The sequence below is a fragment of the Arthrobacter sp. zg-Y238 genome (assembly GCF_024385525.1).
Classification (GTDB): Bacteria; Actinomycetota; Actinomycetes; order Actinomycetales; family Micrococcaceae; genus Arthrobacter_B; species Arthrobacter_B jinronghuae.
Map to the genome: position 1 here is coordinate 60113 of NZ_JANFLU010000005.1, position 21511 is coordinate 81623.

Annotated in this window: 22 protein-coding genes and 1 pseudogene; 16 read left to right on the forward strand and 7 right to left on the reverse strand. The window is 68.0% G+C overall.

The window, feature by feature from the left end; genetic code table 11:
- Nucleotide 1 precedes the first annotated feature (1 nt).
- Nucleotides 2-349: a hypothetical protein gene (locus NNX38_RS16890; protein WP_370646371.1), complete on the forward strand. Its 348-nt coding sequence runs from the start codon at nucleotides 2-4 to the stop codon at nucleotides 347-349.
- A gap of 69 nt (nucleotides 350-418) precedes the next feature.
- Here the strand turns inward: NNX38_RS16890 and NNX38_RS05305 are convergent, their stop codons facing one another.
- The 3 genes from NNX38_RS05305 to NNX38_RS05315 form a co-directional block, all read right to left on the reverse strand.
- Entirely contained in the window at nucleotides 419-1162 is a 744-nt protein-coding gene (locus NNX38_RS05305) for a Flp pilus assembly protein CpaB (RefSeq protein WP_255797062.1), read from the reverse strand.
- Between the two features lie 193 nt (nucleotides 1163-1355).
- The gene (locus NNX38_RS05310; RefSeq protein WP_255797063.1) at nucleotides 1356-1655 is read right to left on the reverse strand and encodes an FmdB family zinc ribbon protein; all 300 of its coding nucleotides are present in this window, start codon (nucleotides 1653-1655) and stop codon (nucleotides 1356-1358) included.
- Nucleotides 1656-1709: 54 nt separating this feature from the next.
- Nucleotides 1710-2327 carry a 5-formyltetrahydrofolate cyclo-ligase gene (locus NNX38_RS05315; RefSeq protein WP_255797064.1) on the reverse strand — a complete coding sequence of 206 codons (618 nt, stop codon included), beginning with the start codon at nucleotides 2325-2327 and terminating at the stop codon, nucleotides 1710-1712.
- 66 nt (nucleotides 2328-2393) lie between these two features.
- On the opposite strand from NNX38_RS05315, the gene galU reads away from it, so the two are divergent.
- The 4 genes from galU to NNX38_RS05335 all read left to right on the forward strand — a co-directional run bounded on the left by galU (nucleotide 2394) and on the right by NNX38_RS05335 (nucleotide 6354).
- Nucleotides 2394-3299 (forward strand): UTP--glucose-1-phosphate uridylyltransferase GalU, encoded by a 906-nt coding sequence (gene galU, locus NNX38_RS05320; protein WP_255797065.1) that lies wholly within the window; start codon nucleotides 2394-2396, stop codon nucleotides 3297-3299.
- An 8-nt stretch (nucleotides 3300-3307) separates the two neighbouring features.
- Nucleotides 3308-3922: a GNAT family N-acetyltransferase gene (locus NNX38_RS05325; RefSeq protein WP_255797066.1), complete on the forward strand. Its 615-nt coding sequence runs from the start codon at nucleotides 3308-3310 to the stop codon at nucleotides 3920-3922.
- A gap of 81 nt (nucleotides 3923-4003) precedes the next feature.
- Complete coding sequence (locus tag NNX38_RS05330) at nucleotides 4004-5077, forward strand: hypothetical protein (RefSeq protein ID WP_255797067.1); 1074 nt, start codon at nucleotides 4004-4006, stop codon at nucleotides 5075-5077.
- A gap of 32 nt (nucleotides 5078-5109) precedes the next feature.
- A complete protein-coding gene (locus NNX38_RS05335; protein WP_255797068.1) occupies nucleotides 5110-6354 on the forward strand; it encodes a phosphotransferase in 1245 nt (414 codons plus the stop codon).
- Between the two features lie 18 nt (nucleotides 6355-6372).
- Here NNX38_RS05335 and NNX38_RS05340 read toward each other — a convergent pair whose 3' ends face one another.
- Nucleotides 6373-6849 (reverse strand): Lrp/AsnC family transcriptional regulator, encoded by a 477-nt coding sequence (locus NNX38_RS05340; protein ID WP_229949877.1) that lies wholly within the window; start codon nucleotides 6847-6849, stop codon nucleotides 6373-6375.
- A gap of 133 nt (nucleotides 6850-6982) precedes the next feature.
- Here NNX38_RS05340 and NNX38_RS05345 point away from each other — a divergent pair, with 133 nt between their 5' ends.
- The 8 genes and pseudogenes from NNX38_RS05345 (at nucleotide 6983) to NNX38_RS05380 (ending at nucleotide 14644) form a co-directional block, all read left to right on the forward strand.
- Nucleotides 6983-8230 (forward strand): MFS transporter, encoded by a 1248-nt coding sequence (locus tag NNX38_RS05345; protein ID WP_255797069.1) that lies wholly within the window; start codon nucleotides 6983-6985, stop codon nucleotides 8228-8230.
- Nucleotides 8231-8266: 36 nt separating this feature from the next.
- Nucleotides 8267-9247 (forward strand): N-acetylglucosamine kinase, encoded by a 981-nt coding sequence (locus tag NNX38_RS05350; RefSeq protein ID WP_255797070.1) that lies wholly within the window; start codon nucleotides 8267-8269, stop codon nucleotides 9245-9247.
- Nucleotides 9237-9674 (forward strand): NUDIX hydrolase, encoded by a 438-nt coding sequence (locus tag NNX38_RS05355; RefSeq protein ID WP_255797071.1) that lies wholly within the window; start codon nucleotides 9237-9239, stop codon nucleotides 9672-9674. The genes NNX38_RS05350 and NNX38_RS05355 overlap by 11 nt, the downstream gene beginning before the upstream one ends.
- Nucleotides 9675-9845: 171 nt before the next feature.
- Nucleotides 9846-10958, forward strand: coding sequence for an ABC transporter ATP-binding protein (locus NNX38_RS05360; protein ID WP_255797214.1), 1113 nt, complete (start codon nucleotides 9846-9848; stop codon nucleotides 10956-10958).
- A 1-nt stretch (nucleotide 10959) separates the two neighbouring features.
- Nucleotides 10960-11727, forward strand: coding sequence for an ABC transporter permease (locus NNX38_RS05365; RefSeq protein WP_255797072.1), 768 nt, complete (start codon nucleotides 10960-10962; stop codon nucleotides 11725-11727).
- Nucleotides 11728-11729: 2 nt separating this feature from the next.
- Nucleotides 11730-12491 (forward strand): ABC transporter permease, encoded by a 762-nt coding sequence (locus NNX38_RS05370; RefSeq protein WP_229949870.1) that lies wholly within the window; start codon nucleotides 11730-11732, stop codon nucleotides 12489-12491.
- A 56-nt stretch (nucleotides 12492-12547) separates the two neighbouring features.
- Nucleotides 12548-13399, forward strand: a pseudogene (locus tag NNX38_RS05375) (ABC transporter substrate-binding protein); the annotation flags it as partial.
- A 27-nt stretch (nucleotides 13400-13426) separates the two neighbouring features.
- Nucleotides 13427-14644: a pyridoxal phosphate-dependent aminotransferase gene (locus NNX38_RS05380; RefSeq protein ID WP_255797215.1), complete on the forward strand. Its 1218-nt coding sequence runs from the start codon at nucleotides 13427-13429 to the stop codon at nucleotides 14642-14644.
- A gap of 104 nt (nucleotides 14645-14748) precedes the next feature.
- On the opposite strand, the gene NNX38_RS05385 is transcribed toward NNX38_RS05380, so the two are convergent.
- Together NNX38_RS05385 and xseA are read right to left on the reverse strand one after the other, a co-directional pair.
- Nucleotides 14749-14985 (reverse strand): exodeoxyribonuclease VII small subunit, encoded by a 237-nt coding sequence (locus tag NNX38_RS05385; protein ID WP_229949868.1) that lies wholly within the window; start codon nucleotides 14983-14985, stop codon nucleotides 14749-14751.
- Between the two features lie 56 nt (nucleotides 14986-15041).
- Nucleotides 15042-16310, reverse strand: coding sequence for an exodeoxyribonuclease VII large subunit (xseA, locus tag NNX38_RS05390; RefSeq protein WP_255797073.1), 1269 nt, complete (start codon nucleotides 16308-16310; stop codon nucleotides 15042-15044).
- Between the two features lie 146 nt (nucleotides 16311-16456).
- Between xseA and NNX38_RS05395 the strand changes: the two genes are divergently transcribed.
- Nucleotides 16457-17284 carry a hypothetical protein gene (locus NNX38_RS05395; protein ID WP_255797074.1) on the forward strand — a complete coding sequence of 276 codons (828 nt, stop codon included), beginning with the start codon at nucleotides 16457-16459 and terminating at the stop codon, nucleotides 17282-17284.
- A gap of 67 nt (nucleotides 17285-17351) precedes the next feature.
- Complete coding sequence (locus NNX38_RS05400; RefSeq protein ID WP_255797075.1) at nucleotides 17352-18437, forward strand: 4-hydroxy-3-methylbut-2-enyl diphosphate reductase; 1086 nt, start codon at nucleotides 17352-17354, stop codon at nucleotides 18435-18437.
- 36 nt (nucleotides 18438-18473) lie between these two features.
- Here NNX38_RS05400 and NNX38_RS05405 read toward each other — a convergent pair whose 3' ends face one another.
- The gene (locus NNX38_RS05405) at nucleotides 18474-20249 is read right to left on the reverse strand and encodes an HNH endonuclease signature motif containing protein (RefSeq protein WP_255797076.1); all 1776 of its coding nucleotides are present in this window, start codon (nucleotides 20247-20249) and stop codon (nucleotides 18474-18476) included.
- 170 nt (nucleotides 20250-20419) lie between these two features.
- On the opposite strand from NNX38_RS05405, the gene ychF reads away from it, so the two are divergent.
- Nucleotides 20420-21505 carry a redox-regulated ATPase YchF gene (gene ychF, locus NNX38_RS05410; protein WP_255797077.1) on the forward strand — a complete coding sequence of 362 codons (1086 nt, stop codon included), beginning with the start codon at nucleotides 20420-20422 and terminating at the stop codon, nucleotides 21503-21505.
- Nucleotides 21506-21511: the final 6 nt, after the last annotated feature.

Genomic DNA, 21511 nt, shown 5'->3' on the forward strand with positions numbered 1-21511 from the left:
GATGACTGAGGAACCCGTTCCCGGGAAGGCCGCGGCGGAGGAGACCGCCGCGGCCGAGCGGAGCCGCGAAACGGCAGCCGCGGCCAAGGGGACCGGCAAGGTCCCAGCAGCGGGGGAACATCCGTCCACGGACGGCAGCACGCACGGCACCCCGGATGGCGGCACCACACACGGCCCCACGCACGGCACCCGTAGGCGCGGAAACCGCCGGGCCGTTTCGCCCGGGACCGGCGGGCCTGCCGGGCTGTTGCCCATCATCGCCAAGGAAGATGACCCCCGGGCGTGGGGCGACAGCACGGAAGACAGCGAGTCCTGGCTGCGGGAGCAGCGTCCTCCGCACTGGGGGTAGGCGGCATCCCGCGGCTATGGAGGTAGAGCACTAGCGCCGCGGTGTAACTAAAATCCTGTCCCAGTACGGCTAGCCGTCCGTCAGGACAAGGTAGATCCCGTCGTTCCCGGAAGCCGCCGTGAGGCGGGCTGCGTTCTCCCGATCCGCAGCCACCACCACCAGGCCCTCACCGCCGCCGTTGCCCGGCCAGCCGACTCCTGTGGGCTCTCCGCCGGACACCCACAGCACCGGTACCGAGGAGGCCAGCACCACCGCGCTGCTGCCGCCCTCCGCGGTCTGTCCCGGTTCCCCGCCCGTCCACGCCGCTTCGGCACCCGCAATAACGTTGACGAGTTGTCCGGGCCCCAGCAGATCGAGGACGGAGGGGTCGGCCGGGCGCAGCGGCACGGCCACGGAACCGGGCGGGGCACCGGCCAGCAGACCGGGGCCGGCCAGGGAAATGTCCGTGACCGGGCTGCCGCGCAACAGCGGCGTAGCGAGCCGCCGGCCCACCAGTGCGTCCGGCTGTCCATGGGCACCCGGAGGGACGGCTTCAGCCGGTAGGCGTACTGTTTCCAGCGTTCCGGATTCCAGCACCGTACCGGCCGGCAAATCCCGGGAGGCACTCACGATCGTCGTCCGTTCCGCCGCCGCCGGTACCAGCGCTTCGACCGCAGACCCGACGGCAGCGCAGCACGCCAGGGCAGCCAGGAGGCGGCGGTGGCGGACAATAAAGCGGCGCATCCTCGAGAACGAACTGCCGGACACTGACGGCTGTCCCCGGTAGGCAGCGGTGGCGGGGGACACCTTGGCTGAGAGGCGGCGAAAAGGCATGGCACGACGCTAGCCGCAGGCGCTGCGCAACCGGGGCGGCGCTTCGCAGGCCTTAGCCCGCACGTGGGCCGCCCGGTGGGAAGGGGCGGTGTGGAGGGAAAGTGGGTGCGACGTTAACCCGGGCCGGTAAAACGCCGGTCCGCAGGTCTGAAGGGGAAACTGCGACGGCGGGCCATAAGCCCGGCGGCACGGCTTAGGACTGTGCGCCGCCTGAGTTCGCGGTGGCTGCAGGCGCGGACGTCCCGCTGCCGGAAGTTGTTGCCGGTGCCGCGGAGCTCTCGGTCTTGGCGGGGGCAGCAGGAACCGTGGAGGCAGCGTCGCGTGAATCGGTGCGGTAGAAACCGGAGCCCTTGAAGACGACTCCGACGCTGTTGAACTTCTTGCGCAGGCGGCCGCCGCACTCGGGGCAGACCGTCAGGGAGTCTTCACTGAAGGACTGCTGGATATCGAACGAATGGGAGCAATCCTTGCAGGCGTAGGCATACGTGGGCACTCTGGTAATCCTCCTTGGGGCACTCTCAAAGCTGGCACTCTCAAGCCTTGAGTGCTAAGTATACATGTGCTCCGACGGCACCGCCCGCCAAGCTTCGGGGGTAAGCACGGCGTCCACGGGCGCGTCCAGGGGAGTGGTTTCGAAGTTGCCGACGGGGACGTATTCGTGCTCGAACACCACAGCGACGGCAGCGGCAGGATTGCCGTCCGCCCGCAGCCTGGCCAGGAACCGGTCATAGTAGCCGCCGCCCTTGCCCATCCGTCCGCCCGCGGAATCGGCGGCCAGCGCGGGAACAAGGACAAGGCCCAGCTCCGGCAGGTCGGAGGCGGCGTAGCGTTGTCCGGCCGGTTCCAGCAGGGAGCCATGCAGTCCGGGCACCAGCTCTGTCTCCGGTGTCCAGTCGCACCACGACAGCTGCCATTCGGGTTCACACACCGGAACCACCACACGGTACCCGGCCATTACCAGACCCGGGAGCAGCGCGCCCATGCCGGGTTCGGTCCCCACGGAGAGATAGCCGGCCACCGTTCCGCCGCGGGGTACCCGCTGCTGAACCCCTTGTAGTCCGACGCGGGCCAGCCCCTGGACGGCTTCGGCCCTGTCCTCCGCGGTCAACTCCCGCCGCAGCCGCAGGAAGTCCTTTCGGGCCTGGTCCTTTGCACGCGCACACATAGCCCCCATTGTCTATAAGCGTGCCTATTTGGTGCAATCAAAGACCTCTTAGGTACGCTTACGACTATGACGACGTCACGCCCCTCCATAACCAAAGCCGTAATCCCCGCAGCCGGTCTGGGTACCCGCTTCCTCCCAGCTACCAAGGCGATGCCGAAGGAAATGCTTCCGGTGGTGGACAAGCCAGCGATTCAGTACGTGGTTGAAGAAGCCGTTAATGCAGGCATGCCGGACATCCTGATGATCACGGGGCGGAACAAGCGCTCCCTCGAGGACCACTTCGACCGTGTCCCCTTCATCGAGAAGACGCTGGAAGACAAGGGCGACCACGAGAAGCTTGCGATGGTGCGGGCGGCCTCCGAGCTCGGCGAAATCCATTACCTCCGCCAGGGCGATCCCAAGGGCCTGGGCCACGCGGTGCTGCGTGCCAAGCTGCATATCGGCGACGAGCCCTTTGCCGTCCTGCTGGGCGATGACCTGATCGACGCCCGCGATGAGCTGCTGGGCAAGATGGTCGAGGTCCAGGCAAAGACGGGCGGCTCAGTCATTGCCCTGATCGAGGTTGATCCGGAACAGATCAGTGCCTACGGCTGTGCCGACATCTCCGTTGTCGAGGGCGAGGACTACGTCCGGGTCAACAAACTCGTCGAGAAGCCCGACGTCGACGACGCACCTTCCAACCTCGCCGTGATCGGCCGCTACGTGCTGCACCCCTCGGTCTTCGGAGTGCTCGAAGAAACCGGCCCCGGCCGCGGCGGCGAAATCCAGCTGACGGACGCGCTGCAGACGCTGGCCGCAGCCGACGGCGAAGGGGCCGGGGTCTACGGTGTGGTCTTCCGCGGCCGCCGCTACGACACCGGTGACAAGCTGAGCTACCTCAAGGCAGTGGTGTCCCTGGCCTCCGAACGTGAAGACCTCGGCCCGGCCCTGCGGGACTGGCTGAAGGATTTCACCGGCACGCTCGAAGATTAATTCCCCCCATGCGGGCTTCATGGCCGGTGACGCTGGAGAGTGACGATGTCATTCTCCGGCCCATCCGGCACCGGGACCGGCGGGAATGGACGGAGGTCCGTTCCCGGAACGCCCGCTGGGTAGGGCCGTGGGAGGCCAGCAATCCCGTCCCGGGCGGCGAACCGCCGACCTACGGCGACATGGTGCGCAGCCTCAACCGCCAGGCACGGCAGGAATCTGCCCTGCCGTTCCTCATTACCGAGCGGCAGGATCCTGCGCGGCCGCCGGCAATTGTGGGGCAGCTGACCGTGTCCACCATCGTGTGGGGGTCGGCGCGCATGGCGACCCTCGGATACTGGGTGGACCAGGCAAGGGCAGGGCTCGGAATTGTGCCCACGGCGGTGGCGCTGGCAACGGACCACTGTTTCCAGGCCCTGGCCCTGCACCGGATGGAAATCAACATCCGGCCGGAGAACGGACCGAGTCTCCGGGTGGTTGAAAAGCTCGGATTCCGGGACGAGGGACTGCGCGAGCGCTACCTGCATATCGACGGAAAATGGGCCGACCACCGGAGCTTTGCGCTCACCGCGGAGGAGGTGCCCGAGGGCCTGTTGAACCGCTGGAAGTCCCGCCGGGCACGTTAGGCAACAACTTTCACAGCAGACACGCCGACACACCGGACGTAATGCACGTGCCGGGCGCCCGGAGCTTCTACGGTCGTAAGTGTGGACTTCCCTCTTAACAGCTCACTGATCGGGTCACTGACCGGGTCACTGAACAGCTCACTCGTGCTGGCACTGGCCGTTGCACTGTGGCTGGTTTGGGTAGGTCCGTATTTCCTCCGTCGTCCAGCTACTTCCGCGGCCGAGACAATCGCACAGACAGCAGCACCACAGGCAGCACCACAGGCAACAACACAGACAGCAGCACCGTCTACGGCACGGGCGGCAGTTACCGCCGACCGTCCAGCCGCCAACACCATCCGCCCGCCCGCCTCACCGGACAAGGGGTCCCAGGGGATCATCATGAACAACATCAGCACTACACCCAGCGGGGGCGGGGCAGCACAGTTCCAGAGCCAGGAGCAGCCGGACGTTCGCCCGGAGCAGCCGGGACCCGCTTTCCGGATCCGCACCGGCCGGACCGTCCTGGCGGCCAGCGGCCTTCTTGGCATCCTCGCCGTTGTGGTCGGCACACTGCTGGCAGCCTTCACCTCCGTGTCATGGTTCCTTCCCGTAGCCGGCCTGGCAGTCGTGGCCGCGGTGGTTGCGATGCTCCGCTCGCTCGCCCTGCGGGACCGCAGGCGTCGGGTGGAAGACGCTTTCCGTGCCGCCATGGGCCCGGAGCCCCGCTATATGCAGAACCGGGCCGCCGCGGAGCCCGACGACGTGCAGGCACCCGCGGCACCGGAAACTGAGCCGCAGCCCGAAACCGTTCTGTTTGACCGCGAGTCCGCTGCCGTACCTGACGAAAGCACAGCGCCCCCTGCCCGCGTTACTGCCGAGGAACTGCGCACGGAGGCCCTGAAGGTGGCTGCAGCCCCCGTCCAGCCCCCGGCCAAGCCCAGCACCACGCCGTGGCAGCCCGTAGAACTCCCGAAACCCATTTACGTAGATGCGCCCAAGGCAGAGCGACCGGCGCCCGAACCGATCGTCCTTCCTGAAACCCCCCGGCCCCTGACCAAGACACCGCTGCGTCCCGCCTCCACACCCGCTCCCGCCACCGCGCAGGCGCAGCAGGCGCGCCCGGAAACCGGCAAGATCAACCTCGACGACGTCCTGTCGCGCCGGCGGGCCTAGGCGCCGAGACGCAGGCCACGGCACCCGCCGCCGTGCCAGTCGAGTCCAGGCCCGGCCGCGGACGGGCCGCGGAAGCTGTCGCCGTCCTGGCGGGCCCGGCGATGCGGGGACCCCTGCAGGACCTGCTTCGGTCCCACGGGCTGGCGCTTCAACGCTGGGAACACCTGCGGAGCCACCACCGGCCGGGAGGAGCTGTCTCGGCCCTTTACCGGGTGCAGTGCCGCCGGACGGGGCCGGGACCGGCAGAAGATGACGCCCTGACCCTGCACCTCGGTGCCACGACAGGGGACGTCGCCGCCGCACCCGCCGGACCCGAGGTCGCCACGGCACGGATTGCCGGGCTGGACCTGCGCCTGTGGTTCCACCCGCATGACCCCGTACTTAGGTCCCTGCCCTGGGCCACCGACGCCGATGCCGTGGCGAGGGACGTGTTTGGTACCGGCGAACCGGCGAGGTTATCGCTCGTTGCCTACCGGCCGCTGAGACGGGCAGTAATCCGGGCGCAGCACTTTGACGAAGCCGCTTATCTGAAGCTCCTCCCGCGGGAGCAACTGCCTGCCCTGCGCCGGCGCCACCGGCTCCTCGAGGGCAGCGGCGTGCCGGCTCCGCGGCTCCTGCCCGGCGCTTCCGGCCCGGACCGTGAGGCGGTCATCCTCAGCCCGCTGCCCGGCACCTCCCTCTTCCGGCTGCTGGTTGAGGATACCGAAGCCGCGGTGCGGCCCGAAGCCCTGCTGGACCTGCTGGAGGCGTTGCCGTCCGGTGCGCTGGACCTGCCGATGCGCCGTTCCTGGGCCGACCGGGCCGAGGATTATGCCGCAGCCGCCGCCGCAGTCCTTCCCGGGGAGCAAAACAGTATCTTCGAACTGGCGCGGCGCATCCGCGGCGTGGTGGAATCGGCCCCGGCCGGACCCCTGGTGCCGGTCCACGGCGACTTCCATGAGGGAAACCTGCTGCTCAGCGGGGGCAGGGTCACCGGGCTGCTGGACATTGACGGTCTGGGCCCCGGCCGCCGGGTCGACGATCTGGCCTGCCTGCTGGGGCACCTGGCCGTCCTGGCGGCAGCCAATCCAACACGCCCGCAGCTCGGACGGGCACTGGCCGATTTCCGCCGGGTCTTCGAGGACGCGGCGGACCCGGCCGCGCTGAATGCCAGGGCGGCCGGCGTCGTACTGACCCTCGTGTCCGGTGCCCGCGCCGCGAACGGCAGAAGCCGGACACGGAATGCCGGGATCCGGCTCGAAGCAGCACAGCAACTGCTTCGTGCCGCTGATCGATAGCAGCGGCAGCCGCCGGACTCAGGGGGCCGGCGGGACCAGTTTTTCCAGCAGCGGTTCGGTGCGGTACGGGATGTGCTCATGCAGGGCCAGGACCGTTTCCGTACGGATCACGCCCTTGATCCGAAGGACGGAGCGCAGGGCCTGCTGCAGCTGCTGGGTATCCGTTGCGGTCAACCGGCACCACACGTCACCGCGGCCGGAGATCTCATGCACTTCCAAAACCTGGGGGAGGGTGCGGAGACCGGAGATGACGCCGTCGAGTTCACGGTGGTTCACCTCGATGGTGACGAATGCCTGCACGTCATAGCCCAACTGCGTCAGATCGACGTCGCGCCCCGACCGGCGGATGACCCCGGCCCGCAGAAGGTGCCGGACGTGGGCCTGGGCGGTGTTGCGGGCCACACCGAGCCGCTCGCTCAGGTCGCTGATCTGTGCCCGGGGATCGCGCACCAGTTCCAGCAGCAGCCTGCGGTCCAGCGGGTCCAGATTGGCCATCTCGCGCATCTCCTGTCAGCTGCTCGTAACGATATTGAACAATTCGCTCAAAAGAACACTCTAATGTGCCTACCCTGCTCCGAGACACTTCATCCTGTAGAGGCATTAGCTACAAATAGGATGGAAGTGCCCCGTGACAGTGCTCAGTGAGCTGCGCATGCAGCCCGCCGCCCGCACCAGGCGGAAGGAGTGGGACGCGGCCATCCGCCCCCGGCTGCTCCTGACGCTGGCCGTAATGAGCACGCTGTTGATCGGCGCCAACCTCGCAACCCCGCTGTATCCGCTGCTCGGCCAGTCCCTGGGCCTGTCCTACTTCGGCGTGACGATGGCGTTCACGTCCTACGTGCTGGTCCTGGTTGCCGGCCTGCTGCTGGTGGGCCACTGGTCCGACTACATCGGCCGCCGCGCCGCAATGGTACTGGCCGCCGTTGTTTCCCTTGCCGGCGGATTGATCTTCGGCACCGCCACCGGAGTCGGCACCCTGATGCTCGGGCGGGCGCTGCAAGGCGCCTCGGTTGCCCTCGCCACCGGAGCCAGTTCGGCTGCGCTGCGGGAACTGCTGCCGCACCGGCCGGAATGGGCCACCCGCTTTACCCTGCTGGTTTCGGCGGGAGGTGTGGCGGCCGGGCCGGTCATCGGCGGGCTCCTGTCCCTGCTGCCCGCGCCAACCATGACTCCCTTCCTGATCCACTCGGCGGTCCTGGCAGTGCTCCTGATTCCGCTCTGCATGCTGAAGGCCCGCCCGGCCATTTCCCTGGCGGAAGGCCGGCCGCTGGCCATGCTGCGTCCGCGCAAGCCCGCAGTCTCCCACCGTGCACGCAGCCAATTCTGGATTGCCTCCACCACCGGGTTCCTCAGCTTCGCGGCCTTCGGGTTCTGCCTGTCGCTGGCACCTACCTACTTCTCCTCCATCGCGGGCACCACGTGGCGGCCCGCCATCGGACTGCTGGCCGCCCTTGCTCTCGGAGCGTCTGCGGTCAGCCAGCTCACCGGGATCCGCGGGCGGTACACGGCACCCGTCGGACTGACGGCCATGGGCACCGGCATCGCGTTGATTCCGGTGGCCGGTGCCACCGGAAGCCTCGTGCTCCTGACCGTTGCCTGCCTGATGGCCGGCTTCGGGCAGGGCATGGCGTTCCGCGTGGTCTTCAACGAAGTGGCCGCAGCCGTTGAGGCAGCCGAACACGCCCGGATCATCAGCACGGTCTATGTCATCACCTACCTCGGCAGCGCCATCCCGGTGCTGGGACTCGGAGCGGCAGGCGGGATCTGGGGGCTGGACGTCTCGGTGGCCTGGTTCTCAGGACTGATCACCGCCGCCTGCCTGACCCTGGCCGTCCTGAGCCTGCGGCGGAACCGGCGCCGGAGCACCGCCGGCTAGGTTCGCCCGGCGGCCGCGGGAAAGTAGGGTGGACGAATGCAAGCATTCCCTCCTCCGGCCACCAACGACGCCGGCCCCGACACCATCGGCCTCGACATCGGCGGTACCAAGACCCACGGCATCCGCCTGCACGGGGGCACCGTTAAAGCCGACGTCGTGGCCGGCAGCGCCAACGTGCAGAACGTCCCGGTGGAGACGGCACGGGAGTGCCTTGCGGAAGTTTTCGCCGCGCTGGGAACCGACGGCGTCGGCCGGGTGATCGCCGGGTCCGGGGGAGTGGACACCGCGCAGGACGCAGCCGCCCTGCGCGCACTCATCGCCGAGCACGTCCCCGGCGCCGTCGTGGACGTCATTCATGACACGCGGCTGATCCTCGCGGCAGGGCAAGCCTCGGAGGGCATTGCCGTCATTGCCGGCACCGGCTCCGTGGCCTGGGGCATCAACGGCTCCGGGCGGCAGGCCCGGTCGGGAGGCTGGGGCTATCTCCTCGGAGACGAGGGCAGCGGCTACTGGATTGGCCGCGAAGCCGCCCGCCACACCCTCCGCCGCAGCAACCTGGAACTCGCGCCGGATTCCCTCAGCCTTGCCCTGCTGAGCGCATGCGGCGTCGCGGACCCCGACGCGCTGATCGGCCTGTTCCACGGCGCCACCGACCGCCGCTACTGGGCCGGGAAGGCAGGACTGGTCTTCAAGGCGGCGCTGGAAGGAAACCAGCCGGCCATCGAGATCGTCAACGAGTCCGCGGAACACCTGGCCGGGCTCATCCTCGACGTGGCCGGTCTGCTGCACATCGGCGGCCCCGTAGTGATCGGCGGCGGGCTTGGCATGCACCAGCCGCTGCTGCAGGAACTGCTGACCGGCCGGCTCCCCGCAGCCGGGCTGACGGACATCCGCTTCCTCACTGCCGATCCCGTTTTCGGAGTGGCTTACCTGCTGGGGAACGGTTCCGCCGATTCTCTCCGCACCGGTTCCGCGGGCGGCGGCGCCGCCGGCACAGGCAACGGCAATGGCCGCTGACTTTGACGTCCGCGTCGGGGCGTACGCGGTGATCGTCCGTGACGGGCAGCTGCTCCTGGCGCACTGGAACCAGCACGGCAACCGGCGCTGGACCCTCCCTGGCGGCGGATTGGAACGGGGTGAGACTGCCCCGGTAGCGGCAGTACGGGAGGTCCGGGAGGAAACCGGCTACGAGGCCCGGCTCCAAGGGCTGCTGGGAGTGGACAGCATTTTCATCCCCGCGGAAAAGCGCATGCGCGGCGAACCCCGCATGCTGCATGCCCTGCGGATCATTTACCGGGCCACGCTCACCGGCGGCTCCCTGCGCCACGAACTAGGCGGCAGCACGGACGAGGCCGCCTGGATACCGCTGGACCAGGTTCCTGCCCTGGACCGGACCGAACTGGTTGATACGGGACTGCGCCTGCTGGACGCCGGACCTCCTTGACGCTGGACTACCGCCGCACGTGTGAAATACCGTGATGCTTCACGGCACGTCGCGAGCTGCACCTGCACACCGGAGCCCCCACGGAAGGCATGCACCATGACTGAGCCGCGAGAACCCGCTACCCGCCAAGGAACCGAACCCGGCACGCGGTCCAGCGCTGCCGGACAGCCGATGATCCGGTTCCGTTCGGTGACCAAGACCTACGGTGATGCTGCGCCGGCGGTCCGGAACCTGGACCTGGACATTGAGCGCGGTTCCATTACGGTCTTCGTCGGCCCGTCCGGCTGCGGGAAAACCACCTCCCTGCGCATGATCAACCGGATGGTGGAGCCGACGTCGGGCACCATCGAAGTTGACGGCCAGGACATCTCCACCGTCAAGGCCGCGCAGCTGCGGCGTTCCATGGGGTACGTCATGCAGTCCTCCGGCCTGCTGCCGCACCGGACCGTGCTGGACAATGTGGCCACCGTGCCGCGCCTCAACGGCACCCCGCGGCGGGAGGCACGGCGCCGGGCCGCGGAACTGCTCGACGTCGTCGGGCTCGCGTCCAGCCTCGGGACCAGATATCCCGCCCAGCTTTCCGGCGGCCAGCAGCAGCGCGTGGGGGTTGCCCGTGCCCTGGCCGCGGATCCGCCGGTGCTGCTGATGGATGAACCCTTCAGCGCCGTGGACCCGGTGGTCCGGGCCGAGCTGCAGGACGAGCTCCTGCGGCTGCAGCAGGAACTGTCCAAGACCATAGTCTTCGTCACCCACGACATTGACGAAGCCACCATCCTGGGGGACAAGGTGGCCGTCTTCGCCACCGGCGGCAGGCTCGCCCAGTATGCCGCTCCCGAGGAGATCCTCCGGGCGCCGGTCGATGACTTCGTGGCGGGTTTCGTAGGGAGGGACCGCGGCTTCCGGCACCTGTCCTTCCAGGACGGAAACGCCGTGCCCCTGCATCCGGTGCAGGTGATTGCCGCTGACCGGCTGGCGGACCGGAGTGCGGACCGGAGCGTAACGGCCGACGGCGGCTGGGCGCTGTGCGTGGATGCCGACGGCGCGCCGCTGGGCTGGGTGCCGCCCGGAGGCCGCCACGCAGTCACCACCACCGCGGACCTGGTGCCGGGCGGCTCCCTCTACCCGGCCGGCACCAGCCTGCGCCGCGCACTGGACGCTGCCCTGTCCTCCCCGTCCGGGCTGGGCGTGGCCGTGGACGCGGACGGGCGCGTAACCGGCGTCGTGCAGGCCACGGAAATCCTGGCCCTGATCGAGGCAGCCCGCCTGCAGCGGACCGGGAGCTGAGATGGAATGGTTCCTGGCCCACACCGACGACGTCTTCCGGCTCGGCGGGCTGCACCTCTACCAGTCGGTACTGCCCCTGGTTCTCGGCGTCCTGATTGCCCTTCCCCTGGCACAGCTGGTGCGCGGCCGGCGGAAGATCCGGGGCTTCGTCCTGTCCGCAGGCTCGCTGCTGTACACCATTCCGTCGCTGGCCCTGTTCGTTACCCTCCCGGCCATCCTGGGCACCCGGATCCTGGACCTCGCCAACATCATCGTGGCCCTGACCATTTATGCCGTGGCCCTGATGCTGCGGGTGGGCATCGACGCGTTCGACTCCGTTGACGACGGCGTCCGGCAGGCCGCGGTGGCCATGGGCTACCGGCCGCTGCGCCGGTTCCTCACGGTGGACCTGCCGCTGTCCGTTCCGGTACTCATCGCCGGGCTGCGCGTGGTCTCGGTCAGCAACATCTCCATGGTCAGCGTGGGTGCCCTGATCGGCGTCGAAAACCTCGGGTTCTTCTTCACCGACGGGCTGCGCCGCTTTTTCCTCACCGAGATAGTGGTGGGGATCATCGCCACCCTCGTCCTGGCCTTCCTGATGGACCTGCTCCTGGTCCTGGTGCTGCGGCTGCTCACGCCCTGGACCCGCGCCGGTGTATCCGGCCGCGCCGGCCGCGCCGGGCGGAGCCGCGCCAACCGCAACGGCGGCACGGATGGCGGAGGTCCGGCACCCAGCGCCCGGCCGGCGCCGGTGGCGGCCGCACCCGACGTCGCACTGAAGGGGGCATAGGCATGGTTGGCATTCCGCGCACCGACTACACCAGCACCAACCCCCTCGGGCAGGGCTGGGAATGGCTGATGGATCCGGCCAACTGGGCCGGCCCGGCCGGCATCCCGGTACGGACCCTGGAACACCTGCAGTACACCGGGCTGGCCCTGCTGATCGCCGCGCTCATCGCGGTGCCGCTGGGCCTGTTCATCGGGCACACCGGCCGCGGGCAGGTGGCCGTTGTGGCAGTCTCCGGGCTGCTGCGGGCACTGCCCACCCTGGGCATGCTCACCCTGTTCGTCCTGCTGGCCGGGCTGGGCCTGATGCCGCCCATCTGGTCACTGGTCCTCCTGGCTGTCCCGCCCCTGCTGGCCGGCACCTACGCCGGAGTCGCCTCGGTGGACCGGACCGTCGTCGACGCCGCCCGCAGCCTGGGCATGAGCGAGTTGCAGGTGCTGTTCCGGGTGGAGGTTCCCAACGGGATGCGGGTGATCCTGGGCGGGCTGCGCGGGGCCACCCTGCAGGTGGTGGCGACGGCGGCCGTGGTGGCAACGATCAACCTGGGCGGGCTGGGCCGCTACCTGATCGACGGCCTGGCGGTGGGGGACTACGGGCGGGTCTTCGGCGGAGCGGTCATCATTGCCCTGCTGGCGCTCGCCGTGGATGCCGTGATTGCGTTGGGATCACGCTTTCTGATCCCGTCAGGACTCGGCCGCCTAGAAGCGGCCGGCAAACCGACCGGCAGCGGAGTCCCCGCCGTCGGCGCACAAGGAGGAAAACAATGATGCAGCACCCGCGTCCCAATGCACGGCGGAAGGCCCTGGCCGTCCTGGCCGGCGGAATGGCCCTGGCCCTGGCCGGTTGCAGCGGAGGAGGGGATCCGCTGGAGAATGAAACCACGGCGGAAGCCTCCGGCAGCAGCACCGAGCAGACGCTGGTGGTGGGCTCGGCGGACTTCCCGGAGAGCAGCACCATCGCCGAGATCTACGCCGGGGCCCTCAACGCGGCCGGCATCGAGGCGGAGACCCGCCTCGGCATCGGGTCGCGGGAGGTCTATGTCCCGGCCCTGGAGGACGGCTCGATCGACCTGATTCCCGAGTACACCGGAGCCCTGCTGGTCCACGCGGACCCGGAAACGGACCTGGTGGACGCCGGCGAGATCGTGGATTCCCTCGGGGAGAAGCTGCCGGAGAACCTGGTGGTCCTGGAGCCTTCCGAGGCCGAGGACAAGGACGCCATGGTGGTCACCGCGGCCACCGCCGAGAAGTACCAGCTCGAGTCCATTGAGGACCTGGCGAAGGTGTGCGGTGAGCTGACCCTCGGCGCGCCTGCCGAGTTCGCGGAGCGGACCCAGGGGCTGGCCGGGCTGAAGGAGAAGTACGGCTGCGAGTTCAAGGAATTCACCGCCATCGGCGACAGCGGCGGTCCCCTGACCGTTGATGCCCTGCTGAACGACGACGTGCAGGTGGCCGACATCTACACCACCACTCCCGCCATCGAGGAAAACGGACTGGTGGTCCTGGAAGACCCGAAGCAGAACTGGCCGGCCCAGCAGGTCATCCCGCTGATCGCCGATGACCGCGTGAGCGACGAGGCCCGGGACGTGCTCAACGAGGTCTCAGCGCAGCTGACCACGGAGGACCTGATTGCCCTGAACCAGGCAGTCAGCGGTGACCAGAAACTCGACCCGGCCGACGCCGCCCTGTGGCATCCTAAGGAAATGGCAGAATTCAAGCAGTCGCATAAACTCCACAACGTCCTGTATGACATCCGTGGACCGTTGCTCGAACACGCGCAGCGGATGGAAGCAGCAGGCCACCGGATCCTCAAGTTGAATATCGGCAATCCCGCGCCGTTCGGCTTCGAAGCGCCGGAAGCGATCCTGGTGGACATGATGCGGCACCTGCCCAAGGCCCAGGGCTACAGCGATTCCCGCGGCATCTTTTCCGCCCGCACCGCCGTGGTGCAGTACTACCAGGGCCGCGGCATCAACAACATCGACGTCGACGACGTGTACCTGGGCAACGGGGTCAGCGAACTGATCACGCTCTCGCTGCAGGCGCTGCTGAACAACGGCGACGAGATCCTCGTTCCCGCCCCGGACTATCCGCTGTGGACCGCTTCGGTCTCGCTGGCCGGCGGCACGGCGGTGCATTACATGTGCGACGAATCCGAGCACTGGTGGCCGGACGTGGAAGACCTGGCCTCGAAGATCACCGACCGGACCAAGGGCATTGTCCTGATCAACCCGAACAACCCCACCGGTGCCGTGTACCCGGAGCACGTGGTGAAGTCGATCGTGGACCTGGCCCGCAAGCACGGCCTGATCATCTTCTCGGACGAAATCTACGAAAAGATCCTGTACGACGACGCCGTGCACGTCAACGCGGCCACGGTCACCGGCGACGACGTCCTGTGCCTGACATTCAGCGGCCTGTCCAAGGCCTACCGGATAGCCGGCTACCGCAGCGGCTGGATGGCCATCTCCGGTCCGAAACAGGACGCAGCGGATTACATCGAAGGCATCAACCTCCTGGCAAACATGCGCCTGTGCGCGAATGTGCCGGCCCAGCACGCCATCCAGACCGCGCTCGGCGGGTACCAGAGCATCAATGACCTGATCCTGCCCGGCGGTCGGCTGCGGGCCCAGCGCGACAAGGCGCACCAGATGCTCAACGACATCCCCGGCGTCAGCTGTGAGCTGGCGCAGGGTGCCCTGTACCTGTTCCCGCGCCTGGACCCCGAGGTCTATCCGATCAAGGACGACGAACAGTTCGCCCTGGACCTGCTGAAGCAGCAGAAGATCCTGGTGTCCGTCGGCACTGCGTTCAACTGGGTGCGGCCGGACCACTTCCGGATGGTGACCCTGCCCAACGTCGAGGACATCGAAGACGCCATGACGCGGCTGGGCGAGTTCCTATCCAGCTACAAGCCGTAGGGGGCGCTCCGTCAGGGCTGGGACAGCCCGTGAGCCCCGCATCGCCGAGCGAGGAACGAGCGAGGTGTCTAAGGGGCGGCGGGCTCTCCCCTGCCCTGACTGGACTACTCGCCGGTGGCTGAGCTGCGGGCAGCATCCAGGCGCTGGCGGGCGCCCTCGAGCCAGGATTCGCAGCGGTTGGCCAGGTGCTCGCCGCGCTCCCACAGGGCCAGGGATTCCTCCAGGCTGGCGCCGCCGGTTTCGAGCCGGCCTACAACGGTGAGGAGTTCGTCGCGGGCCTGCTCGTAGCTCATGGCCTCGATGTCTGCGGGTACTGCGGGTACTGCCGGTGTTTCACTCATGTCTTGTCCTTTACGGGCTTGCTGGGTAGGTAAACGGGGAGCGGCGGGGACGCAGGCTACCGGGTGCCTTCGGTGGCGGTCAGTTCACCGACGGCAACGCGGATCCGCAGCTGTGCGGCGGACGGCACCGTGCCGGCGTCGCGCACCACGGAGCCGTCCTGCAACTGGACCACCGCGTAACCGCGGTCCAGGGTGTTCTGCGGGGAAAGCGCGCGGACCTGGGCGCGCAGGTGCCCGATCCGGTCCGCGTCTCGCCGGACCTCCGCGGTGATGGCGGACATGGCCCGGGAGCGCAGGCGGGAGATCTCTTCCTGGCGCCGCTCCACCATGGACTGCGGCGCCGCCAGGGCGGGACGGGACCGGATGTGGTTCAGCCGGTCCGTTTCCCTGCCCACCAGGGTGTTGAGGACCCTGCGAAGCTGCTGACGGGACTGGCGGATCCGGGCCAGCTCTTCACCGACATCCGGTACCACCCGCTTCGCGGCGTCGGTGGGCGTGGAGGCACGCAGGTCGGCCACGTCGTCGAGCAGGGGACGGTCCGCTTCGTGCCCGATGGCGCTGACCACCGGCGTGGATGCGGCCGATACCGCCCGGACCAGGTCCTCATGGCTGAACGCCAGCAGGTCCTCCAGCGAGCCGCCGCCGCGGGCAATGATGATGACATCCACTTCGGGCATGGCGTCGAGTTCCGCCAGTGCGCGGCTCACTTCGGCCACGGCGTTCACGCCCTGGACCGCCACCTCCCTGACCTCGAACTCGACGGCGGGCCAGCGCAGGGCGGCGTTGCGCATCACGTCCTTCATGGCATCGGAGTTCCGCCCGGTGATCAGGCCGATCCGGCCCGGCAGCAGCGGCAGCGGCAGCTTGCGGTCCTCCCGGAAGAGGCCTTCCGCGGCGAGGGCGTGCCGCAGGCGTTCAATCCGGGCCAGGAGGTCGCCCAGCCCCACGGGCCGGATGTCGCGGGTCTGCATGGACAGCCGTCCGGTCTTGACCCAGAAGTCCGGCTTCACCAGGGCCACCACCCGCGCACCGCGCTCCAGCGGCAGCTCCAGCCGGTTCATGACCGCGCTCCACGCCGTCAGGGACAGCGAGACCTCGGCATCGACGTCGCGCAGGGTGATGTAGGAGGCGTTGGCCCGGCGGTTCAGCTCGATCACCTGACCCTCCACCCAGGTGGCGGGGGCACGGTCAATGTAGCTCTTGAGGTTCTTCGAGAGCAGCGCCAGCGGCCAGGGGTTCTCCGGGGTCGTCTGCGCGGCAGTGGCGGGCAGGGTGGACTGCTCCGGGGTATTCTCGGGACTCAACGGTCCGCTGTCGTCTTGCATGAAGATGCTCCCGCGGTGGATTGGAACTGGCTTTCGGGCCGGCGGAGGAACCGGCCCAGGCTTAATGTCTATCAGGTGCTTCCCCCGGTCCGGTTCCGCCGGCCGTCTTCAACGCCTGCGGATCCCATCGGACAAGGACCTTCTTTATGCGCACATTCGTCTCGGCCGTCTTCGGCCTGCTCGCCGTCCTGCTTACCGCGGCGGCCTTCTGCGGGGCGTGGCTGAACACGAACGTGGTCTCGGAAAACGGCTTTGCCGCCCTCGGCGAATCGCTGGCCCGGGATGAGACCTTCCAGCAGGAACTTGCCACGGCCCTGTCCGCCGAGGCCGTCGGGGCGGTGGACGTGCCTGCTCCGCTGGCCTCTGTGGTGGAGCCGCTGATCATCTCGGCCGTCGAACAGGTCCAGACACTGCCGGAATACCCGCAGGCGTGGAGCGAAACGCTGCGCCGCTCGCATGCGCTCACCTTCGGGGACGCCGCGGAGGGGACGGGAGCGGCGCTGACGCTCGACGTCGCACCCCTGGTGGCGCTTGTCACGGGCAGCGTGGGGGACGAACTGTCCGTGGATGTGCCGGCCGTGGAGCAGGTACCCGTGGAAATCGGCGGGGCCGGGCACGCGGAGCTGTTGCAAAACGCCGAGCGGGCGGGCGAGGCATGGCCCGTGCTGGCGCTCGCTGCCGCCGTCGCCGGTCTCCTGGCACTGCTCGCCGCACGACGCCGGTCCACCACCTTTGCGCTGATCGGCCTGGGCGTGGCGCTCGCCGGGGGAGTGCTGTGGCTGGGAGCGGGGATGCTGCCGGGCCAGGTCTCTGCCCAGCAGTTCAGCAGTCCCGTGGCATCCGCTTTCGCCGAGGCCTTTGCCGGAGAGGCAGCGGCAAGCCTGCGCACCTGGACCATTGGCCTGATGCTGGCCGGGGCCGCCGCGTTCGTGGCCGGGATGCTGGCGCGGGTGCTGGCGGGCTCCCGGCGGTAGGTCTGCTGTGAGCGTACCCACCGTCCACGGGGACGGGATCGCAGGCCCCAGCCGATAGCATAGGTGCATGACCAGCACAGTTATCTCCGTGCCTATGCCCACCGTGCCCCGGCGGCGCCGCACCCCCGAGGAAGTGGCAGCAGCCGCTCCCGTTTTCGGCCCGCGGCGCGTGCTGCTTGCGGCACCGCGCGGCTACTGCGCCGGAGTGGACCGGGCGGTCATTGCCGTCGAAAAGGCGCTGGAAGCCTACGGGCCGCCCGTGTACGTCCGCAAGCAGATTGTCCACAACCTCCACGTGGTCACCACCCTGGAGGAAAAGGGTGCGATCTTCGTGGATGAGACCGACGAGGTCCCGGAAGGCGCACGGCTGATCTTCTCCGCGCACGGCGTCTCACCCGCCGTCGTCCAGTCCGCCAAGGACCGGAACCTGCAGACCATCGACGCCACCTGCCCGCTGGTCACCAAGGTGCACCGCGAAGCCGTCCGGTTCGCCCGCGACGACTTTGACATCCTGCTGATCGGCCACGAAGGCCACGAAGAGGTCGAAGGCACCTACGGCGAAGCGCCGGAACACATGCAGATCGTCAACGGCCCCGAAGACGTGGACAAGGTCACCGTCCGGGACCCGGACAAGGTCATCTGGCTCTCCCAGACCACGCTGAGCGTGGATGAAGCCATGCACACCGTGAACCTGCTGCGCGAACGTTTCCCCTCCCTGCAGGACCCGCCCAGCGACGACATTTGCTACGCAACCTCCAACCGCCAGGCGGCCATCAAGAAGATCGCACCGGAAGCGGACCTGGTGCTGGTCGTGGGTTCGGCGAACTCCTCCAACTCCGTCCGGCTGGTTGAGGTGGCGCTGGAGTACGGCGCCAAGGCCTCCTACCGCGTGGACTTTGCCAACGAGGTGGACGAAAGCTGGTTCGAGGGCGTGGCCACGGTCGGCGTCACGTCCGGTGCCTCCGTTCCCGAAAACCTGGTCCAGGACGTGCTGCACCTGCTGTCCCAGTACGGTTACGGCGATGTCGAAGAGGTAGTGACGGCAGAAGAGGACATCATCTTCTCCCTGCCCAAGGAAATCCGCGCCACCCTGAAAGCCATGGGGGACTCTTCCCGAGGCCTGGGCGGCCGCCGTCGTTCCTACGAGTCCTAGGTCTGCTGGACCCGGCGGACAGAACGGTCCTTGAGCTCATGAGCGCGGTGCGGATCGGGGCTGAAGCTGTCTTGCGATGCTGTCCGGAGCATCGACAGTACTGCCGCTAACTTCGGCCGGGTCGCCGTGGATGCTTGAAGCGCCCGGCAGGGGCGGAGCCGTCGACAGATAGCGGTGACCGGTGGGCGTGGTGATTTCCACGGTGTGCCGCTCCCGCACCGGCGAGCGGAGGTTTTGCCGGTCTTGGTCCCTGCGGTCCGGAGCTTCGGAACGGTGCGTGCCCGCCGCGAATTCTTTGCTGTTGCCGGGCGGGCCCGGGACCTTTCCAGGTGTCGTCTCGACGACCTGCGCACTCCAGCCAGGGGTTTCCTTCGCGTGGTTACAGGCTTCACAGAGACCCTGGATGTTTGTGGCATCGGTCGTCCCTCCGCTTCGGTGCGGCCGGATATGGTCTTGATGCCTGACCGGTGCGCTGCACCACGGCGTTCGGCAGGTCTGGTCCCTGGCCGTGATGAGCCGGGCCAGGGACGCCGGTACGAAGCGCGCTTTGGAGTCCATAGCGATTAGTTGCCCGGATGACGGGGCAGTGTAGAGCCGCTGCAGCCAAATACCGGCTGCCGCTGCGAAGCCGCCAGGCCCGGTTGAGCCGGCAGAGCCGGAGGATCCACTGCACCTATCGTTGCCGTCGGACCCGGTGGGGCCGGTGGGGCCGGCGGCGTCGGTTGAATCTGCGGCGGAATCCGCCGGCGTCGATCTGCTCGGACCTTCGAGTCCCGCTCCTTTTCGCACAACGGCCCGCGCCCAGCCGGAGGGGACAATGCCGTAGCCGCTCAGATATGCCGGTTCAGCAGAACCCGCCAGGAGCGTCCGGTCGGTCATGACCAGTTGCACTTCGACGGGAACGTTTCCGGCGCGGGCCTGCCCGGTGATGCGTTCAACCATGGTGTCCGCCATGATCTGCCCACGCCCGCGCGAATCGCCCCGGGCCCGCAGCGAATCCGCTTGCCGGCTCAGGGCCGCGAAGACCGCTACACCCTGTGCCACCGGCAGGAGGCCGGTCAGGTACGTCATGGTGTCCGGGGCCGGGCGGCAGGAGACATAACGGTCCGCCTGCGCCTTGGCTGCGCGGCGGAGCAGCGCTTCCTGGTCGATGCGGTAGGTAAGGCTGCGGATCTTGCCGAGCAGGCGGCCGTCACCGAGTCCTTCGAGCTTTTCAGGGTCGCCGGCGATTTCCTCATCCACGAGCCGCCGGTTCTCCACGGACAAGCACGCGGTCTCCCGCACGAGAAGGGTTGCGCGCCATTCACTGATGCGCCCCTCCGACAGGGCCCGGAGTGTGTCGGGCATTTCATGGGTCAGGGCCTTGGCGAAACCCAGAATCCGGCCGCCGCGTGCCGGTGATTCACGCCGGGCGAGCGCCACCTGTGCCGCCGCACCCTTGCCCTGCTGATCGGCGGGGATTCCTGCCCGCGAATGTGCAGCACGGATCGATGCATCAAGCGCGGCAGCAGCGCGGGCCTGCGCTGCGCTCGCGGCAGCCTTCAGCTCTTCGAGGCAGCGAAGCCGGTCAATAAGTCCTGCGTCAGAGTCTGCCGCGATACCCGCCAGCGATTCTGCGGAGGAAAGTTCCCGGAGCCAGGAGGTGATTGCCGTAACGGACCCGGGTGCGGCGGCTAACGCCGTCGCCGTCGGCTGGGAAGCGGATTCAGAAGCAGAAGCCGCCGCAACTGCCCTAGCTGCCCCGCCGGCAGGTGTTTTCCTGCCGGCGGGCCCGGGATCTTTGCATCGCGCCGGCTGTAATGATTCGAGCATGTATTCGAGAGTATGGGCTGCTCGGAGCACTGGCACTGGGTGTATCGGTGCCTGGGGAAAAGTGCTGGCCTGCATTGCACAGCAGCATCTCTGTGGAGGGACTGTGCGTGTGCGGTCCGAATTCCCGTCGCTGTGCAAGGTGCAGCCTGCGCCCGGTATCATTTACTAACGTGGCTCTTACTATTGGCATCGTCGGCCTGCCCAACGTCGGCAAATCAACCCTGTTCAATGCGCTGACCCGCAACAACGTGCTGGCGGCGAACTATCCGTTCGCCACCATCGAACCGAACGTCGGCGTCGTGTCCCTTCCCGACCCGCGGTTGGCCAAGCTGGCCGAAATCCACGGTTCGGCGCGCATCCTCCCGGCCACGGTGTCCTTCGTGGACATTGCCGGGATCGTCAAGGGCGCTTCCGAGGGTGAAGGACTGGGCAACCAGTTCCTCGCCAACATCCGTGAAGCCGAAGCCATTGCCCAGGTTATCCGCGTGTTCGATGACCCCGACGTCATCCACGTGGACGGCAAGGTGGACCCGCGTTCGGACATGGAAACCATCAACACCGAGCTGATCCTGGCTGACCTGCAGACGCTGGAAAAGGCGATCCCGCGGGTGGAGAAGGAAGTCAAGATCAAGAAGCGTGACGCCGCGCAGCTGGCAGCCATGGAGGCCGCCCGCACCGTCCTGGAACGCGGCGACACGATCTTCTCCTCCGTGGCCAGCGACAAGCTGGACATGGAGCACCTGCGCGAGCTGAGCCTGCTCACCGCCAAGCCGTTCATCTACGTGTTCAACGTCGATGACGCCGTGCTGGGCAACCCGGACCGCCAGGCCGAGCTGCGCGAACTGGTGGCACCGGCGGACGCGATCTTCCTCGACGCCAAGCTTGAAGCCGACCTGGTGGAGCTGGACGAAGAAGAAGCCCGCGAAATGCTGGAGATGAGCGGCCAGGAAGAATCCGGCTTGGACAAGCTTGCACGCGTCGGTTTTCACACCCTCGGCCTGCAGACCTACCTGACTGCCGGCCCCAAGGAAACCCGCGCCTGGACCATCCGCAAGGGCGACACCGCACCCCAGGCTGCCGGCGTCATCCACTCCGACTTCCAGCGCGGCTTCATCAAGGCCGAAGTTGTGTCCTTCGACGACCTGGTCGACGCCGGCTCCATGGCCGAGGCCAAGTCCCGCGGCAAGGTCCGCATCGAAGGCAAGGACTACGTTATGGCCGACGGCGACGTGGTTGAGTTTAGATTTAATGTATAGATTCTT

Coding starts and splice junctions, on each gene's coding strand:
- NNX38_RS16890 (WP_370646371.1), top strand. CDS start 2: ATGACTGAGGAACCCGTTCCCGGGAAGGCCGCGGCGGAGGAGACCGCC.
- NNX38_RS05305 (WP_255797062.1), bottom strand. CDS start 1,162: ATGCCTTTTCGCCGCCTCTCAGCCAAGGTGTCCCCCGCCACCGCTGCC.
- NNX38_RS05315 (WP_255797064.1), bottom strand. CDS start 2,327: ATGTGTGCGCGTGCAAAGGACCAGGCCCGAAAGGACTTCCTGCGGCTG.
- galU (WP_255797065.1), top strand. CDS start 2,394: ATGACGACGTCACGCCCCTCCATAACCAAAGCCGTAATCCCCGCAGCC.
- NNX38_RS05325 (WP_255797066.1), top strand. CDS start 3,308: ATGCGGGCTTCATGGCCGGTGACGCTGGAGAGTGACGATGTCATTCTC.
- NNX38_RS05340 (WP_229949877.1), bottom strand. CDS start 6,849: ATGGCCAATCTGGACCCGCTGGACCGCAGGCTGCTGCTGGAACTGGTG.
- NNX38_RS05350 (WP_255797070.1), top strand. CDS start 8,267: ATGCAAGCATTCCCTCCTCCGGCCACCAACGACGCCGGCCCCGACACC.
- NNX38_RS05355 (WP_255797071.1), top strand. CDS start 9,237: ATGGCCGCTGACTTTGACGTCCGCGTCGGGGCGTACGCGGTGATCGTC.
- NNX38_RS05360 (WP_255797214.1), top strand. CDS start 9,846: ATGATCCGGTTCCGTTCGGTGACCAAGACCTACGGTGATGCTGCGCCG.
- NNX38_RS05365 (WP_255797072.1), top strand. CDS start 10,960: ATGGAATGGTTCCTGGCCCACACCGACGACGTCTTCCGGCTCGGCGGG.
- NNX38_RS05370 (WP_229949870.1), top strand. CDS start 11,730: ATGGTTGGCATTCCGCGCACCGACTACACCAGCACCAACCCCCTCGGG.
- NNX38_RS05380 (WP_255797215.1), top strand. CDS start 13,427: ATGGCAGAATTCAAGCAGTCGCATAAACTCCACAACGTCCTGTATGAC.
- NNX38_RS05385 (WP_229949868.1), bottom strand. CDS start 14,985: ATGAGTGAAACACCGGCAGTACCCGCAGTACCCGCAGACATCGAGGCC.
- xseA (WP_255797073.1), bottom strand. CDS start 16,310: ATGCAAGACGACAGCGGACCGTTGAGTCCCGAGAATACCCCGGAGCAG.
- NNX38_RS05395 (WP_255797074.1), top strand. CDS start 16,457: ATGCGCACATTCGTCTCGGCCGTCTTCGGCCTGCTCGCCGTCCTGCTT.
- NNX38_RS05400 (WP_255797075.1), top strand. CDS start 17,352: ATGACCAGCACAGTTATCTCCGTGCCTATGCCCACCGTGCCCCGGCGG.
- NNX38_RS05405 (WP_255797076.1), bottom strand. CDS start 20,249: ATGCTCGAATCATTACAGCCGGCGCGATGCAAAGATCCCGGGCCCGCC.